Here is a 17,301-nt window from a genome sequence, read left to right on the forward strand (position 1 = left end):
ACTTTTAGTCTCCTTTCGCAGAGTAGTCACGTTTACGTGGTGGGATTAATGAAACGTCGACTTCTTGGTACGTAATGATTGGATTACCAGTAGTTGGGTCAAACTTCGCCATAGTTGTTTTTAAGAACTGCTCATCATCACGGTTCGGGAAATCTGGCTTATAGTGAGCACCGCGTGATTCATTACGTAATAATGCACCTTTTGTCATTACTTTCGCAAGAACTAACATATTTTTAAGTTGACGTGTAAAGTGCGCACCTTGGTTACTCCATTTTTGTGTGTCGTTAATGTTAATGTTGTTCCAACGCTCTGAAAGTTCATCTAATTTTTTTAATGTATCTTCAAGCTGATCATTGTAACGTACTACTGTCATAGTAGCTGTCATCATTTCGCCAAGCTCTTTATGAATCAAGTAAGCGTTTTCTGTGCCATCCATTTTCATGACAGCATCCCATTTTTCTTGCTCTTCTTTTACGCGAGCATCATAAATTTCTTGCGGAAGATCTTCAGCATGCTTTTTAAGATGTTTAACGTAATCTACTGCGTTTGGTCCAGCAACCATACCACCATAGATAGCAGATAATAATGAGTTCGCGCCAAGACGGTTTGCACCGTGTTGAGAGTAATCACATTCACCTGCTGCAAATAGACCAGGAATTTCAGTCATTTGGTTGTAGTCAACCCATAATCCACCCATTGAGTAGTGAACTGCTGGGAAGATTTTCATTGGTAATTTACGTGGGTCATCCCCTACGAATTTTTCGTAGATCTCGATGATACCACCAAGTTTAACATCTAATTCATGTGGATCTTTATGAGAAAGATCTAGGTATACCATGTTTTCGCCGTTGATACCAAGTTTTTGGTTTACACAAACGTCGAAAATTTCACGTGTTGCGATATCACGTGGTACTAAGTTACCATATGCAGGATATTTTTCTTCTAGGAAGTACCAAGGTTTACCGTCTTTATAAGTCCAAATACGGCCACCTTCACCACGAGCTGATTCTGACATTAGACGGTTTTTGTCATCTCCAGGAATCGCTGTTGGGTGAATTTGGATGAACTCACCATTCGCGTATGAAGCACCTTGTTGGTAAACGATAGAAGCAGCAGAACCTGTATTAATAACAGAGTTTGTTGTTTTACCGAAGATAATACCAGGGCCACCAGTCGCCATAATAACAGCGTCTGCACGGAATGATTTGATTTCTTCTGTACGCATATCTTGCGCTACGATACCACGACAAACGCCGTCAGGATCGATTACTGCACCAAGGAATTCCCAATGCTCATATTTGTTCACTAAACCAGCTACTTCGTGAGAGCGAACTTGCTCGTCTAGTGCGTATAGTAATTGCTGACCAGTTGTTGCACCAGAGAAAGCTGTACGGTGCATTAAAGTACCTCCGAAACGACGGAAGTCAAGTAAACCTTCTGGCGTACGGTTGAACATTACACCCATACGGTCCATTAAGTGAATAATACCAGGGGCTGCATCACACATACCCTTAACTGGTGGTTGGTTCGCTAAGAAGTCCCCACCATAAACTGTATCGTCAAAGTGGATCCAAGGAGAATCCCCTTCACCTTTTGTATTTACCGCACCATTAATTCCGCCTTGCGCACATACAGAGTGTGAGCGTTTTACAGGAACTAATGAGAATAAATCAACTTCAGTACCAACTTCAGCTGCTTTAATCGTTGCCATCAGACCAGCAAGACCGCCGCCGACAACAATTATTTTGCTTTTCGCCATGATTATTTCTCACTCCTCTTAAAAAAATTGCAATGATTGCATATGCTCTATAATAGCTTCTATAGAATTATACGAAAGCTAAAATAGCAGCTACACCAACTACACTTAGAATTACGAAAAGTACGTTTGTTACATAAGTAGCAATCTTTTGAGACTGAGGAGATTGTGTAATACCCCAGCTTACTAAGAATGACCATAAACCGTTTGATAAGTGGAAAGTTGCTGATATAATACCAACGATGTAGAATCCAAGCATGAATGGATTTGCAACGACATTCGCCATCATATCGTAATCAACGTGTGTACCAAGCGCTTTTTGAATACGAGTTTGGAAAATATGCCATGCAATGAAGATCACTAAGAATACACCAGTGAAACGTTGTAATGAGAACATCCAGTTACGGTATGTGCTGAAACGTCCTGTGTTTGGTGTAGCAGTGAATGCAATGTAGACACCATAGAATGCGTGGAACATTAATGGAATATAAATGACAATCCATTCAACTAGGATAAGGAATGGAATCTTTTCCATTACTGCGGTAGCATCGTTGTAACTTTCTGCTCCGCCTGTTGCTGTAAAGTTAATGAACAGGTGCATCGTTAAAAACAGACCTACTGGAATGATACCAAGTAGAGAATGTAAGCGACGCCATAAAAACTCTCGATCTTTCGACAAGACTGTTACCCCCCTTAGTACTTAAAATAGCACAACAAAAGAAGTCATCATTTTGTAAATGATACTTCATTGACTGTGTATTTCATCATGGTACAATATTATGACATGTTTATTGTACTCTCAAGAGCTACGAGCGTCAAGGCAACTCGGAGTTTTTCATAGTCCTAATTAAAGAAATAATCTAGTACATGATGCATCATTTTTTCTCGAAAAATCTATTTTTACTTTATCAGCGTTAAATTTTAAGAAAATTCTAAGAAAGAAGGATTTCAATGTTAAACATTCCATCTCCCACAATCTCAGCATTTGGCTATGAGATAATTCGTGATCATATTTTATCTTCCATTCTTGGTAAACATGAAAATGATGTACTTTATTGGGCAGGAAAAGAGCTTGCTAGGAAGTTCCCTTGTAAAAGTCAAGAAGAACTTATCGCATTTTTCGCAGATGCCTGTTGGGGTAATCTAGAACTAATCAAAGAATCGAAGGATGGACGTATTTTCCAGTTGACAAATGATCCAGACCTATTATTAATTGGTCACCGTTGCTTTAGACTTGAAGCAGGATTTATAGCTGAGCAAATTCAGCAAGCAAAGGGCTATTTAACAGAATGCTATGATGAAAAACAAGTAAAACAGGAGCATGTTGTGTTTACAGTGAAGTGGGATGTGAAAGAAAGAATTATGAACACCGTCCCTACAGAATAAAAAAAAGGATTGTCGTTCCAAAGTTATGGATGACAATCCTTTTTATATTTCTCCCGCATAACTACCCGTAAAGCACGTTTGGTGAGGGGCAACAAATGTTTTCTGTGCGAAAGCGTAGTGCTAACGTAGCGGCAGCGGCAAATGTTTTCTGCGCGAAAGCAAAGCGGCAGCGGCAGGATGTTGGTCACACAAGCGTTTTCACAGGGGTGAAGGTTTTAGCTTGTGTTCCTCTTTAATCGGTTGGGATGAAGAAACGCCCTCCCTGATTATAGTTTCACTTTATAGTTGAGCATGCCTTTCTTTTAAAAGCACATCTATTAACGAAATAAAGGCTTCTAAAATATTAAGTGAATGTTGAATCATTTCTTCTAAATTAATAATTGACAGTTCATTCACTAGTTTTTGCGCTGCCGTATGTACTAATTCATGAGGTTTTTCTATATGAAGATACTCTGGTAAATTCTGATATTGCTCAAAATTCCCATAATACCATTTCCCGAACGCACATTGATGATGCGTTTTTAAAGTTTCTTTATGTCCAGCCTTTTGAATAGCATATCGTAAAAAACTAGCATGATCCATTAATCTAGCTGCCAATTGGCTAACTACTGTTTGCTCTAAGGGCTTTCGAATTGTCGGTACAATAGCCTTTAACATTTCAGATACTTGGTTCTGTATAATATCCGAGAAGTCACTTGTGTGTGATAATTCCGTCGTTGTTACTGCTAAACGATCTATAGCTATAACATTTTCTTCTGATGCAGCAGTTATTTGATGAATTCCGTGCGCTGCTTCTTCAATATTTTTACTTGTTACGGTTAGATTAGCAATATTGTCCTTCATTATATTTAAAAAGTCAGTGAAGTAATGTTCGACTTGTTCGATATTTGTTATAGTATTTTGCACCTTCTTATCTATGAATGATCGAATGTTCGTCATTTCTTGCAATGAATTTTTCGAGCTGTTGGCTAACTTCCCTACTTCCATCGTAACAACATTAAAACCCTTTCCATGCTCACCAGCACGTGCTGCTTCAATTGAGGCATTTAAGGCTAGTAGTTGTGTTTGATCGGCAATCCCAGTTACACTTTTACCAATATCATTCATTTTAGTCATTTCATCATTTAACTGTTTTGTTGAATGAGCTCCTACGGCTAACAACTCCTGAACCATTTCTCCTTTTGTGATGGATGTTTCCATTTCTTCAACAAGTAATATCGAATGCTGTTTTATTTCCTGAATATTTGCATTAACATTTTGCTCGACCGCAAGAATCTCTTCTGTATTTGACGACATTTCTTCACTCATTGCTGAAATATCCCCTACTCTCGCCGAGACACTTTGAACCTTTAAAGTCGTTTGACAATTAATCAACTCCATATGTGCTAGTACGAAGTCTAATATCGCATTTTTCACATCAATGGTTTCCTGCTCAAGTTCCAATTCAAGAACTCTCTTTTTTAATATTTGTATTTCTAAAGCGTTGTGTGTCTCAACGCTTTCATCTATTGGCTTTTGAAATAAACCGAATAACGCCATACAAATTCCCACCTTTTCCTTGGTAAAACATGTCATACATTTTATTATATAACAATAAAATTGGATAAAGTATTAAAAAGATGTAAACAAAAATAGGATATGCCATTTACTGACACATCCTATTCATGAATCAATTTCTGTACCTGTCGCTTCGCTTTCTCTACCAAAAGCTGAAAGAAGTTAAATGTAAAGCGCTTGTTCTAAATTAAATTCATCGTGTAATGCATTTGCTGCACGAATCATTTCGTCCTGAGGTACAACGACAGACACTTTTATTTCAGATGTGCTGACCATTTTTACTGGAATACCTTCACGACGTAATCGATCAAACATTCGAGCAGCGACACCTGGATTAGACGCCATCCCTGAGCCAATAATAGAGACTTTTGCTAAGCCGATTTCAAAATCAGCAAAACTAAACCCTAGTGATACTTTACTGTCTTCAAGAACACGTAATGCTTCTGCAAATTCCTCTTTCAAAATGGTAAACGATACTGTCGGTTTCAAGCCATCAATTATTGCTTGTACGATTATATCTACGTTTATCCGATTTTCTGCAAGTATTGTGAATATATCTGCTAACGAAGCATCGGAATAAGCATCATAGCCAACTGTTAGGCGAATAACATCTGACTCAAAGGCAACACCACGTACTATTAAATTTTTCTCCATTTCTACTTCCTCCTTCAATAAAGTACCTACCGTATCTATTTCACTCGAACGAATAATAACTGGGATTTGAAACTTCTTTGCTAGCTCTACTGCTCGTGGGTGTAAAATTTTTGAGCCTAAATTGGATAGCTCTAGCATCTCATCATAGGAAATTTCTTTTAGCTTTTGTGCCCTGGTAACTTGATTTGGATCAGCCGTATAGACTCCATCCACATTTGTGTAAATATCTACTCGCTCCGCCTTCAATGCTGCTGCGATGGCTACAGCCGTTGTTTCTGCTCCACCTTTACCAAGCGTCGTAATATTCCGTGAATAATTGATGCCCTGTTCCCCAGCAACGATTACAATTTGTCCCTGTGCAAAATGCTCTTCTATTCGACTAACATCAATATCATCAATACGTGCATTGACATGCATATCTTCTGTTTGAATACCTGCTTGCCATCCTGTTAATGACACTGCATCATATCCTTCTTCCTGAAGAGCAATTGCAACTAGCGCACTTGAAAGCTGTGAACCCGTTGAAAGTAGTACATCAAGTTCACGCTTTGACACATCATCTGATAATTGCCGCGCCATCTTTACTATTTCTTTAGCCGTGCTTCCCATTGCTGCAGTTACAACCACAACATCAAAACCTCTGTCCTTTTCTACAATCGCCTTTTTCGCAATCTCATGAATTTGCTCTGTTGATGCTAATGTAGCACTACCAAATTTTATGACAATTCTCTCCATCCTTCTCATTCTCCTTCTTTAGTCAAAGCATTTCTCATAAAGGTTAATTGTTGTGAAAAAATATTTGTCTCAAGAAAAGCAAAAAGGCAACTCTCACATAACGTGAAAGCTGCCTAGACATGTACAATAAAAGTAATTTGCGCATGTGTGATAGCTCTCCGAAACGTTTAGATTCGACAGTCTTACATCTCTTAAATGCAAAACCAGTACAGCATCGGAAACAACGATGCTCCACTTCGGCAAGCTCCCCTTTCATACATTTTCACTGGACTTGTTCGTCCTCCAATGTACTACTGTTGAACCTTGCGCCTCTATCATCACTTAAATAGTGAATATATTTAGTTTAGCCATAGCCGAATATAACATTGTTATATTGGTAATCAATGTTATATACAACCTTAGCACATGTCTAATCCTTTGACAATGTCTCTTGTATAAAATCAATTTCGCCTTAGCAAAATTGCGTCCGAATTTTGAATTGTGCCATTTGTAGGAAGTTAACCTAAAACCGTCACTTCCTGTGACAACGGTTAACTGACCTACATCGGTAAAAACGCCACGTCCTGTGGCATTACCGAAATGACCGACATCGTGTCGGCCCTCGTGCAGGCCTCCTTTGAAAATCCGTGACATCCGCCGGAGGCATTGGGCCAACGTGATGTTGGTCACTCAGTCGTGTGTTGTTGTTGCTGTCGCTTCGCTTTCGCACAGATAAAACCATGTTGCTGTCGCTTCTCTTTCGCACAGATAAAACCATGTTGCTGTCGCTTCGCTTTCGCACAGATAAAACCGTGTTGCTGTCGCTTCGCTTTCGCACAGATAAATTGCCACAGGACGTGGCGTTCCGTTCTTAGACTGAGTTCCACTATTTCAGTAGGTATTTGGAAAAGGAAATCTATCTACTTTTTCTCACCACATTTAGAGGCGGGAGTCTTCTGTAGCTGACGCTTTGCTTTCGCTACAAAAAACTATCTGCTGAATGAAAATAGGTATATATATTGCTAGCTAGATTTGCAGGCATTCCAGCCTCCTGCAATGCCAGCTCACTTGCCTCACGAATTTTTTTGACAGAGCCAAAATGCTTAAGTAATTGCTGTTTTCGCTTTGGACCAATACCCTCGATATGATCAAGTACAGATTGAATGGCATGCTTTTCGTGCTGTTGACGTAAGAAGGTAATCGCAAAGCGGTGTACCTCGTCCTGAATTCGTTGCAATAAATAAAATCCATCACTTGTACGCTTTAAGGCAATGACTTGAGGCGGATCACCAAATAATAGCTGTGACGTATTATGCTTTTCATCTTTTGCTAATCCGGCAATCGGAATGACTAGGCCGAGCTCATCTTCTAATACTTCTCGCGCGACTTCCATTTGCCCCTTCCCGCCATCTATTAGCACTAAATCTGGCAATGGTAATCCTTCTTTTAATACACGCGTGTAACGACGACGTATTACTTCCTGCATTGCCCCGTAATCGTCATGCTTAGCAGCTGTGCGTGTTTTGTACTTTCGATACTCCTTCTTTGCAGGTTTCCCATCGACAAATACAACCATCGCTGATACAGCATCTGTCCCATGCATATGACTATTATCGAAAGCTTCGATTCGTAAAGGTGTAGAAATACTCATAGCTTCACCAAGCGCCTCACAAGCTCCTATTGTTCGTTCTTCCTGACGTTCAATAAGCTGGAACTTAGCCGCTACTGCAATTTCAGCATTTTTAGTTGCTAAATCAACAAGCTCCTTTTTTTGTCCACGCTTTGGTGTCAGCACCTTCACATCTAGTAGTTCTGTTAAAATTGCCGCATCAATGGACTGTGGAATAAAAATTTCCTTTGGCTTAATGTGCTCTAGCTTGTCATAAAATCGTCCAACAAATGTTAAGAATTCCTCTTCTGCATCTTGATAAATTGGGAAAATCGAGACATCTCGCTCAATGAGCTTTCCTTGACGAACAAAGAAGACTTGAACACACATCCATCCTTTCTCAACAGCAAAGCCAAATACATCGCGATTTGTTGTATCACTTGAGACGATTTTTTGCTTTTGCATCACTGTATCAATATGAGCAATTTGATCACGAAACTCTTTTGCACGTTCAAACTCTAAATTTTCCGCAGCCGCTAGCATTTTTACCTCTAGCTCCTTTTTGACTGCCTCAACACCACCATTTAAAAATTTTGTAATATCTTCTATCATATCGTGGTATATTTGAGCATCAATATCTTTCACGCAAGGTGCTAGGCATTGCCCCATATGATAATACAAACAAACTTTTGACGGTAGTTGTACACATTTTCGAAGCGGATATAAACGATCGAGTAGCTTTTTCGTCTCGCTTGCTGCATATGCATTCGGATATGGTCCAAAATACTTTGCTTTATCCTTTTTCACTTTTCGTGTTGTAATAAGACGAGGGTGTTTTTCATTTGTGATTTTTAGATACGGATACGTTTTATCATCCGTCAGCATGACATTATATTTCGGATCATGTAGTTTAATAAGATTAAGCTCTAAAATTAAAGCTTCAATATTAGATGAAGTTACAATGTACTCAAAATCTTCAATTTCACTTACAAGCCTCTGTGTTTTCCCTTCATGTGTACCAGTAAAATACGAACGTACTCTATTTTTCAGTATTTTTGCTTTTCCAACGTAAATAATTGTTCCTTGCCGATCCTTCATCAAATAGCAGCCAGGCTGATCTGGTAAAATATCAAGCTTGCGTTTAATTAAATCATTCATTACCTACCTGCTCCCCCTTTTTAAAATCTTGCATTGGTCTCTTATATACAACTTTAGCTTCCAATCAGATCGTAAATACTAATGATAATGTTCGCTTTTTCTTTTTATTATATAACGAAAAAAAGCCAAGCACATCTATTGATGGCTCGACTTTTCATGTATTACAGATTAAGCATGTTTTGCGATAAATGCTTCTAAAGCTTCTTTTGGTTGGAAGCCTACTGTTTTGTCTACTAATTCACCGTTCTTGAATAATAGTAATGACGGAATAGACATAATTTGGTATTGCGCTGCAGTACCTTGGTTGTTATCAACATCCACTTTTACAATTTTAGCCGCACTACCTGCAGCATCCATTTCTTCAAGAACAGGCCCAATCATTTTACAAGGTCCGCACCAAGCAGCCCAAAAGTCTACTAGTACTAGTCCTTCTTTAATATCATCCTGGAAAGTTGCATCTGTTGCATGTACAATTGCCATTTTGAAATCCTCCTTAAACTTACTATGTTTGTAGTATAGCATGGATAAATTCACTTGAGCGAACAATCTGCCTAGATTGCATAATTTAAGAAAATCAAGGATAAAAGAGTCAAAAAAAGGCATTAAGTTAATTTACTATTATGCCTAATTTTCTTGAAAACGACCTTTATAGACATAAGTTAACGTTATAAAGAGATATATAGCTAATGTAATACCGGTTACAATAATAGATGTTGTAAAAATAATACCAACCAGGATTGCACTTAATGCAATAATAGCTATCCAAGTTGTATAAGGGAACCATTTTACCGCATAGGCACTTGTTTTTTCGGGTTGTTTTTTACGCGATTTCAGATGCGCAATCGCAATAATTAACCAAATAAATAACACGGTGTATCCAAGTGAACCCATTAGGAAATCAAAGGTTTTGCTTCCCGCAAATAAAGAAAAAATCACGGCCATATATAAAGCTACAGTACACATTAATATGGCATATACCGGAACTTTTCTTTTCGATAAATGTGCAAATATTTTAGGAACACGTCCGTCTACAGCTTGTGTATACAGAACCCGTGATGAACCATAAAGTCCCGAATTCATTGATGAAATAATGGCGAGTATAACAACAGCGTTCATAATATGGTCAGCACCAGGAATTCCAATCATTTTAAAAACCATCACGAATGGACTTTCAGGCACCCCATTAACCTCGTTCCAAGGAATCAAGCTAACGATAATAAAGAAAGGCAGTAAATAAAAAGTCACAATACGTACTAATGTACTACGAACAGCTTTTGGCACTACCTTTTCAGGATTTTTCGTTTCAGCTAATGTAATACCAATAATTTCAGTACCACCATAAGAATAAATAACCACAAGCATTGCAGCAATTAACCCTGTTGATCCGTTAGGGAAGAAACCACCGTGTTCCGTTAAATTAGAAAAACCAACAGCCGTATGATTACCAAAAGTAACAAGTAATAAAATTATTCCTGCGATGATGAACACCACAATAACTGTAATTTTAATTAACGCCAGCCAATATTCGGTTTCAGCAAAAACTTTCACTGATAACAAGTTAATGGCTGTAACTAACACCGAAACAGATAATGCAAGTATCCAAATTGGGTAATCTGGTAGCCAATATTGAATAAAAATGGCCGCAACAATAGATTCTGCCGCAATATTTAAAACCCACATTTTCCAATAGATCCAATCTAGAAAATAAGCTGGATACTTCCCTAAAATTGTTTGAACTAAATCTCTAAATGTTCTAGCTTCGCTATTACGGACTGCCATTTCCGCAAGACCTTGCATAACAAATAACAGAATAACCCCACCTAGTAAGTACGCAAAAAGTACTGATGGCCCTGCCATATCAATGGCTGCACTGCTCCCTTTAAATAACCCTGCACCAATGGCACCACCTAAAGCCATCATCGTAATATGCCGTGAGGTCATTGTTCTCTGTAATTTCTGGTTATTTCTTTCCATTTCTTTACCTCCTAAAATGAACAAATGCGCTAAAGCGCTCGTTTACATCCGCTAAGCGCTGGAGAGCCCGAAGTTAAGCACTCCTCCACTTTTGCCCAAGGGATCAAAGTGACCTAGTGGATGTAGCGCTTTAGACTAAACGAAAACAAAAAAGGCATATCGTCTGTTCCTTCATTATCTAATGAAAGAAGAGACGATATGCCATAAGCAAACCGCGGTACCACTCTAATTGGTTCTATAAGAACCCTGCTTAAAAACCTTATAACGAAGGTTAATCGTCAAACAAATAGAATAATCTGTCAATTCCATTTATCTTACCACTCCTAGGCAAGTTCAAAGTCTTTTTGGACTGCGTTGCACCATCCCGCAGCTCTCTTCACCAAATAATGAGCTTTTACTACTCCTAATCTTTGCGTTTCAAAACATTATTATTCGCCACAGGGTGTGGCATTCTTAGACTGAGTTCTTCTATTTCAGGGATGTTTGACCCGCTAAAAAAGTCGAATTAATATTCATCACTATACGGTCTAAAATTAACTATGTCAACACTTTATTTTGCAATAACTTTTAAAACTCAAAAAATTTAACAAAAAAAGCAGGGAAGATAACTCCTCCCTGCGACAAATATAAAATTATGCGTTTACTTTTAACGCTTTAAATTCTTCGATTAGAAGAGGCACTACCTCGAATAAATCACCTACGATACCGTAGTCTGCCACTTTGAAAATATTTGCCTCTGGATCTTTATTAATCGCAACGATTACTTTTGAGTTTGACATACCTGCTAAGTGCTGAATTGCACCGGAAATACCCGCAGCAATATAAAGATCAGGTGTTACTACCTTCCCTGTTTGACCAATTTGAAGTGAATAGTCACAGTATTCAGCGTCACATGCACCACGTGAAGCCCCAACTGCACCACCAAGTAAGTCAGCCAGCTGTTTTAATGGCTCGAAGCCTTCCTCTGATTTTACGCCACGACCACCTGCTACAACTACTTTTGCTTCTGAAAGATCTACACCCTCTGAAGATTTACGTACAACCTCTTTAATGATAGTGCGAAGGTTTGTAATATCTACAGAGATAGAAGATACATCACCTGATTTACCTTCTACTTTTTCTAACGGTGCAATATTGTTCGGACGGATTGAAGCTAATACCAAGCCGTCTTTTACTTTAACTTTTTCAAAAGCTTTACCAGAGTAAATTGGTCGGATGAATACAACATCATCTCCAGCACCTTCAATAGTAGTTACATCAGATACAAGACCCGCTTGTAATTTACTAGCAATCTTCGGCGATAAATCCTTGCCGTTTGCTGTATGACCAAATACGATACCAGCTGGGTTTTCTTGTTCAATTACAGCTAATAAGGCTTGACCATATCCATCAGATGTATATTGTTTTAAATGTGGATGTTCCACCGTTACAACGCGGTCTGCTCCATACTCGAATAAAGAACCCGTTAAATCTGCCACAGCATCCCCTAAAAGAACTCCAACAACCTCGCCACCATCTGAGATTTGTTTGGCTGCTGCAATTGCTTCGAAAGAAACATTACGTAAGCTTCCTTCACGTACTTCACCTAATACTAATACTTTTTTTGACATAGTATATTCCCTCCGTTACCCTTTAAATTCGATTTGCGCGTCATCAGTTTACTTAAACTACTTTCGCCTCTGTATGAAGTAGGTTTACTAGCTCTTTTACTTGTGCAGAAAGATCGCCCTCAAGAACACGACCTGCTGCCTTTTGAGCTGGTAAGAAAATATCAACAGTTTCTATCTTCACTTCTACATCGTCTTCATCGATATCTAAGTCATCTAACTCAAGTTCTGCAAGCGGTTTCTTCTTCGCTTTCATGATACCTGGTAGAGATGGGTAACGAGGCTCGTTTAAACCTTGTTGAGCAGTTACTAAAAGTGGTAAAGATGTCTCGATAACTTCTGAATCACCTTCTATATCGCGTACAATTTTCGCAGATGTTCCGTCAATTTCAAGCTTAGTAATTGTTGTTACATAGTTAATACCTATTAAATCTGCTACACGTGGACCCACTTGACCTGAACCACCGTCAATAGCAACGTTTCCTGTTAAAATTAGATCAGGATCTTTATCTTTTAAATATTCAGCTAAAATATAGGCTGCTGCATTTTGATCCAATTCATCTAAATCGTCTTCTGTATTAATAAGAACTGCCTCATCTGCTCCCATTGCAAGAGCTGTACGCAGTTGCTTTTCTGCATCTTCGCCACCAATTGTCACTACTGTCACTTTGCCACCAGCAGCGTCACGTACTTGGATTGCCTCTTCAATTGCATATTCATCGTAAGGATTAATGATAAATTCAGCGCCATCCTCTTGGATTTTGCCACCCGACACAACGATTTTTTCTTCTGTATCAAACGTACGTTTAATTAATGCAAAAATATTCATATATCCATACCTCCTGGAACGTTTTTTATTTCTAAGTAAAATTATAAATATTATATATTTTCAGTGTCGATAACACTCTTTTAAAACACTATCGACACTGATGGAATATTATTTGCCAGTAAACACAGGCTCGCGTTTTTCAATAAATGCTTGAATTCCTTCTTTAGCATCTTCCGTTACGAATACAGTGCCAAAGGATTCTGCCTCTGCCTCAATACCTTCATAGAATGAAGCATGCTTAGCATATTGCAATGTTTGAATAGCTGCTTTTAAAGCAATTGGGCTCTTCTTTGCAATTTTCTTCGCAACTTTTAATGTTTCCTCAAATAATGCTTCTTCTGTAAATGCTCGATTCGCTAAACCCCATTGTACAGCTTCTGTGCCTGAAATTGGCTCACTTGTAAACATCATTTCTGCAGCTTTTGCAACCCCTACATAACGTGGCAAACGTTGTGTGCCACCGAACCCTGGAATTAGACCTAATTGTAATTCAGGCAATCCTAATTTTGCAGATTCTGTCACAAAGCGCATATGACAGCTCATTGCTAGTTCAAGACCACCACCAAGTGCGGCACCATGAATAGCAGCAATAACAGGTTTTGAGAACGATTCAACTCGTTCAAATACTTGTTGCCCATTGCTCGCTAGCTTTGTAAATTCATCGCCAGATTCAACTTCTGTAAATTCCTTAATGTCTGCACCTGCTGAGAAGAAACGGCCATCACCATGAAGTACAAGGACACGTACAGCGTCATTGTTTTCAACGGCATCTAGCACAGCATTTACTTCGGTAATGATTCCGCGAGATAATGCGTTTGCTGGTGGGCGTGCAATCGTAATAATCGCTACTCCATCTTCAACTTTCCAACTTAGAAATTCCATTTCTCCACATCCTTTTAAGCTTTAATGCCGTTCAGAATTAATGCCTGAACCTTTGGAACCTGTTCTATCAAATCATATCGATAGTCATTCATGACCCACGACGTAATGGTTTCGTCAATTGTTCCAAATACCATTTGACGTGCCAAGCGTACATCCATCGTTTGATTGAACTCACCTGAAAGCATACCTTCGATTAAAATTTGATCAAGTAATTGTAAATACTCTCTTAACACCGAATTGATCTTTAGTCGTAAATCCTTGTTCGATTGTCGTAGTTCTAATTGTGTGACGGTTGCTAAGTATCGATCTGTCGCTAGAACATTAAAATGATTTTCTATCATTCTTGAAAGTTTGTCTTTAGACGTACTTCCATTTTCTATTATATCTTGTAATGACTCTACAAAAACAGCCATTTTTTCATTAAAGACAGAAATTAATATATCTTCTTTATTTTTAAAATATAAATAGATTGTTCCGTCGGCCACCCCTGCCTGTTTTGCGATCTTCGATACTTGCGCTTGGTGATACCCATTCTCTGCAATAACGATGACAGCTGCATCAATAATTTGTTTATACTTTGGCTTATCTCGTTTCACTTTTATATCACCACCTAAAATACATACACACGTCTACATCCATATTCAATCAACGATTCTTTATAAAAAACGCCTTTTATTTACAAGATGCTATCCTTTATGGCCAGTAATTTCAAAAGTATTTTCATCTGGCAAATGGCAAGGACGTGACGTGCTAACCAAAAAAAATGAAAATATGAATGGTTATTCATTCATATTTTCATATTATATTTTACACCTTTGCTTGTCAATACTTTGTCGCGTATTTATTTTGCTTCTTTATTCGCCAATTTTGTTTTTTCTTCGTCCACTAATGTACGACGCAAAATTTTCCCAACCGCTGTTTTCGGTAGTTCGTCTCTAAATTCATAATAGCGTGGAACTTTGAAAGCTGCCAAGTTTTGACGACAATATTTATTTAATTCGTCTTCCGTAATCGAATATCCTTCTTTTAAAACAATATAAGCTTTAACTGTTTCACCTCGATACGGATCTGGTATACCTGCAACCACACATTCTTGAATTTCTTCTCGTTCATATAATACTTCCTCAACCTCACGAGGGTAGATATTAAAACCACCTGCGATAATCAAATCTTTTTTACGGTCAACGACATAGAAAAAGCCTTCCTCGTCCATATAGCCCAGATCCCCAGTTAAAAACCATCCATTCGCGAACGATGCTGCTGTGTCTTCTGGTCGATTCCAATAGCCCTTCATAACTTGTGGCCCTTTTACAGCTATTTCGCCAACCTCCCCGACTGGAAGCTCCTCTGTATCCCCTGTACGTAAAATTATCGAATCTGTATTAGGCCAAGGTAAACCAATTGATCCGACGACTCGCTTACCCCAAATAGGTGTAGAATGTGTTACAGGAGATGTTTCTGTTAAACCATAGCCCTCTACAAGCTTTCCTCCTGTAACCGCTTCAAATTTCTCCTGTACCTCAATTGGCAGTGAAGCGGAGCCACTCAAGCAAGCCTTAATAGATGATAAATCATACTTTGTGATGTCTGGATGATTTAATAGACCAATATATAGGGTTGGTGCACCCGGGAATAATGTAGGCTTTTGCTTATCAATCGTTTTCAATGCCGTTTCTGCATCAAATTTTGGTAGGAGCACCATTTTATTTTGCGTGAAAACAGATAATAGCATAACCGTTGTCATACCATATACATGGAAGAATGGTAGTATGCCCATAATGGTTTCCTCACCATGCACACATTTATACATCCATACATCACACATTGACGTATTGGCAATTAAGTTTTTATGTGTCAGCATAACGCCTTTTGGGAAACCAGTTGTGCCACCTGTATATTGAAGTAACGCTAGATCTTCCTCAAAATCGAATGAAATATTATCAATTACTTTTATTGGAGAAGAGCGCATAATTTCTGAAAATAAATGATTATGCCCACTATGTTCAACCTTCACACTAAAACCATATTGCTTCTTTTGAATAAAGGGATAAACTAAGTTTTTTGGGAATGGTAAATAATCTTTAATAGCTGTGATAATTACATTTTCAAGTGCTGTCTCCTTCATGATTTTCATAACACGTGGATACAAAATATCCATCGCTAAAATAACCTTTGCACCTGAATCAGCCATTTGGTATTGCAGTTCACGTTCAGTATAAAGTGGATTTGTTTGTACAACTACAGCCCCTGCGTACATTGCTCCATAGTAAGCAATTACACTTTGTGGTGAGTTTGGTAGCATAATTGCTACACGATCTCCCTTTTCTATGCCAAGAGTTTGTAAATAGTTAGCGAATCTAAGCGCAGACTCATATAGCTCGGTGTACGTTAAATCCTTACCCATAAAATGAATCGCAACTTTGGATGGACTCTTTTTATAGGCACGTGTCAAAAACTCTTGCACAGGAATTTCCTCAAACGTTAAAGACGATGGTACTTCTTCAGGATAATTTGCTAGCCATGGTTTTGTTGTCATACGTCCTCTCCCCTTTGTCCCAAACTTTGTAAATTCTTATTTTAATTATAATGAAAAAGAAATACACTTTCAAACATAAAATAGAAAATAATTGTATTTTCGATTAATTATTATGCATTTTACAACGTTTTTATGACTGTGTTTTGCAGGGTCTTGAATTGGCACACCTTATGAATACTCATTCATTCTTTCTTTTTTTATGCAATAGATTGAGTTAATATTTCTATATCCCAAAAATAATTTTTTATGGATGATTTTTTAATAGATGAAAGATAATTAATGGATTATAGTAACTTTTTGACAGTTTAGGTTTAAGGGAATTTAGGATGATTGAATTTATTGACTTTTGTCGAAGGCTGAGTGATTTTTGAGGCTACCGGAGCGGATATTCATCCAACCTGAGCAGTTTTCGAGGTTGCTTGAGCGAATTTACACTCAACATGAGCAGTTTTTGAGGTTACCTGAGCGAATTCTCACTCAACCCGAGCAGTTTTGGTCTTCTGTCAAGAAAGTGGACATAAAAAAGTGAGAGCTTCAAAGCTACCGCACTGCGTTTGGTGGGCAATGGAAGTCAATTGTTCAAAGAGCTTGAACAATTGATTTCCATCGCTTGAAACGGTTTTGAGATTAACTTGCGTG

Annotated in this window: 15 protein-coding genes, 1 riboswitch and 1 other annotated feature; of the genes, 2 read left to right on the top strand and 13 right to left on the bottom strand. The window is 38.3% G+C overall.

Translation table 11 applies throughout. From position 1 onward, the window contains the following. Positions 1 to 4: 4 nt before the first annotated feature. Both sdhA and ACIQXF_RS06280 read right to left on the bottom strand, forming a co-directional pair. Entirely contained in the window at positions 5 to 1,759 is a 1,755-nt protein-coding gene (gene sdhA / locus ACIQXF_RS06275; protein ID WP_402780274.1) for a succinate dehydrogenase flavoprotein subunit, read from the bottom strand. A gap of 67 nt (positions 1,760 to 1,826) precedes the next feature. Continuing rightward, on the bottom strand, positions 1,827 to 2,435 hold the full coding sequence (locus ACIQXF_RS06280) for a succinate dehydrogenase cytochrome b558 subunit (RefSeq protein ID WP_402780276.1): 609 nt from the start codon (positions 2,433 to 2,435) through the stop codon (positions 1,827 to 1,829). A gap of 272 nt (positions 2,436 to 2,707) precedes the next feature. On the opposite strand from ACIQXF_RS06280, the gene ACIQXF_RS06285 reads away from it, so the two are divergent. Beyond that, positions 2,708 to 3,142, top strand: a complete 435-nt coding sequence (locus ACIQXF_RS06285; protein WP_402780278.1) for a YslB family protein — start codon at positions 2,708 to 2,710, stop codon at positions 3,140 to 3,142. A 95-nt stretch (positions 3,143 to 3,237) separates the two neighbouring features. Next, positions 3,238 to 3,378 (top strand): hypothetical protein, encoded by a 141-nt coding sequence (locus ACIQXF_RS06290; protein WP_402780280.1) that lies wholly within the window; start codon positions 3,238 to 3,240, stop codon positions 3,376 to 3,378. 43 nt (positions 3,379 to 3,421) lie between these two features. Here the strand turns inward: ACIQXF_RS06290 and ACIQXF_RS06295 are convergent, their stop codons facing one another. The 11 genes from ACIQXF_RS06295 to ACIQXF_RS06345 form a co-directional block, all read right to left on the bottom strand. Next, the gene (locus ACIQXF_RS06295; RefSeq protein WP_402780282.1) at positions 3,422 to 4,681 is read right to left on the bottom strand and encodes a methyl-accepting chemotaxis protein; all 1,260 of its coding nucleotides are present in this window, start codon (positions 4,679 to 4,681) and stop codon (positions 3,422 to 3,424) included. A 180-nt stretch (positions 4,682 to 4,861) separates the two neighbouring features. Then, positions 4,862 to 6,088 carry an aspartate kinase gene (locus ACIQXF_RS06300; protein WP_402780284.1) on the bottom strand — a complete coding sequence of 409 codons (1,227 nt, stop codon included), beginning with the start codon at positions 6,086 to 6,088 and terminating at the stop codon, positions 4,862 to 4,864. Between the two features lie 143 nt (positions 6,089 to 6,231). Beyond that, a riboswitch (Lysine riboswitch) is annotated at positions 6,232 to 6,410 on the bottom strand. Between the two features lie 343 nt (positions 6,411 to 6,753). Beyond that, on the bottom strand, positions 6,754 to 6,954 hold the full coding sequence (locus ACIQXF_RS06305) for a hypothetical protein (protein WP_402780286.1): 201 nt from the start codon (positions 6,952 to 6,954) through the stop codon (positions 6,754 to 6,756). A gap of 92 nt (positions 6,955 to 7,046) precedes the next feature. After that, positions 7,047 to 8,834 carry an excinuclease ABC subunit UvrC gene (gene uvrC, locus ACIQXF_RS06310; RefSeq protein ID WP_402780287.1) on the bottom strand — a complete coding sequence of 596 codons (1,788 nt, stop codon included), beginning with the start codon at positions 8,832 to 8,834 and terminating at the stop codon, positions 7,047 to 7,049. Between the two features lie 168 nt (positions 8,835 to 9,002). Next, the gene (gene trxA, locus ACIQXF_RS06315; protein WP_024363864.1) at positions 9,003 to 9,314 is read right to left on the bottom strand and encodes a thioredoxin; all 312 of its coding nucleotides are present in this window, start codon (positions 9,312 to 9,314) and stop codon (positions 9,003 to 9,005) included. Between the two features lie 144 nt (positions 9,315 to 9,458). Continuing rightward, positions 9,459 to 10,808, bottom strand: coding sequence for an amino acid permease (locus ACIQXF_RS06320; protein ID WP_402780289.1), 1,350 nt, complete (start codon positions 10,806 to 10,808; stop codon positions 9,459 to 9,461). A 186-nt stretch (positions 10,809 to 10,994) separates the two neighbouring features. Then, positions 10,995 to 11,228, bottom strand: a binding site (T-box leader). A 212-nt stretch (positions 11,229 to 11,440) separates the two neighbouring features. After that, complete coding sequence (locus ACIQXF_RS06325; protein ID WP_402780291.1) at positions 11,441 to 12,418, bottom strand: electron transfer flavoprotein subunit alpha/FixB family protein; 978 nt, start codon at positions 12,416 to 12,418, stop codon at positions 11,441 to 11,443. A 52-nt stretch (positions 12,419 to 12,470) separates the two neighbouring features. Beyond that, positions 12,471 to 13,244 (bottom strand): electron transfer flavoprotein subunit beta/FixA family protein, encoded by a 774-nt coding sequence (locus ACIQXF_RS06330; protein WP_402780293.1) that lies wholly within the window; start codon positions 13,242 to 13,244, stop codon positions 12,471 to 12,473. 108 nt (positions 13,245 to 13,352) lie between these two features. Further along, positions 13,353 to 14,126 carry an enoyl-CoA hydratase gene (locus ACIQXF_RS06335; RefSeq protein ID WP_402780295.1) on the bottom strand — a complete coding sequence of 258 codons (774 nt, stop codon included), beginning with the start codon at positions 14,124 to 14,126 and terminating at the stop codon, positions 13,353 to 13,355. A 14-nt stretch (positions 14,127 to 14,140) separates the two neighbouring features. Further along, positions 14,141 to 14,722, bottom strand: a complete 582-nt coding sequence (locus ACIQXF_RS06340; RefSeq protein ID WP_283869093.1) for a fatty acid metabolism transcriptional regulator FadR — start codon at positions 14,720 to 14,722, stop codon at positions 14,141 to 14,143. Between the two features lie 245 nt (positions 14,723 to 14,967). Continuing rightward, positions 14,968 to 16,662, bottom strand: coding sequence for an AMP-binding protein (locus ACIQXF_RS06345; protein WP_402780298.1), 1,695 nt, complete (start codon positions 16,660 to 16,662; stop codon positions 14,968 to 14,970). Positions 16,663 to 17,301 lie beyond the last annotated feature (639 nt).

The organism is Lysinibacillus sp. NPDC097231 (genome assembly GCF_044761885.1).
Lineage (GTDB): Bacteria > Bacillota > Bacilli > Bacillales_A > Planococcaceae > Lysinibacillus.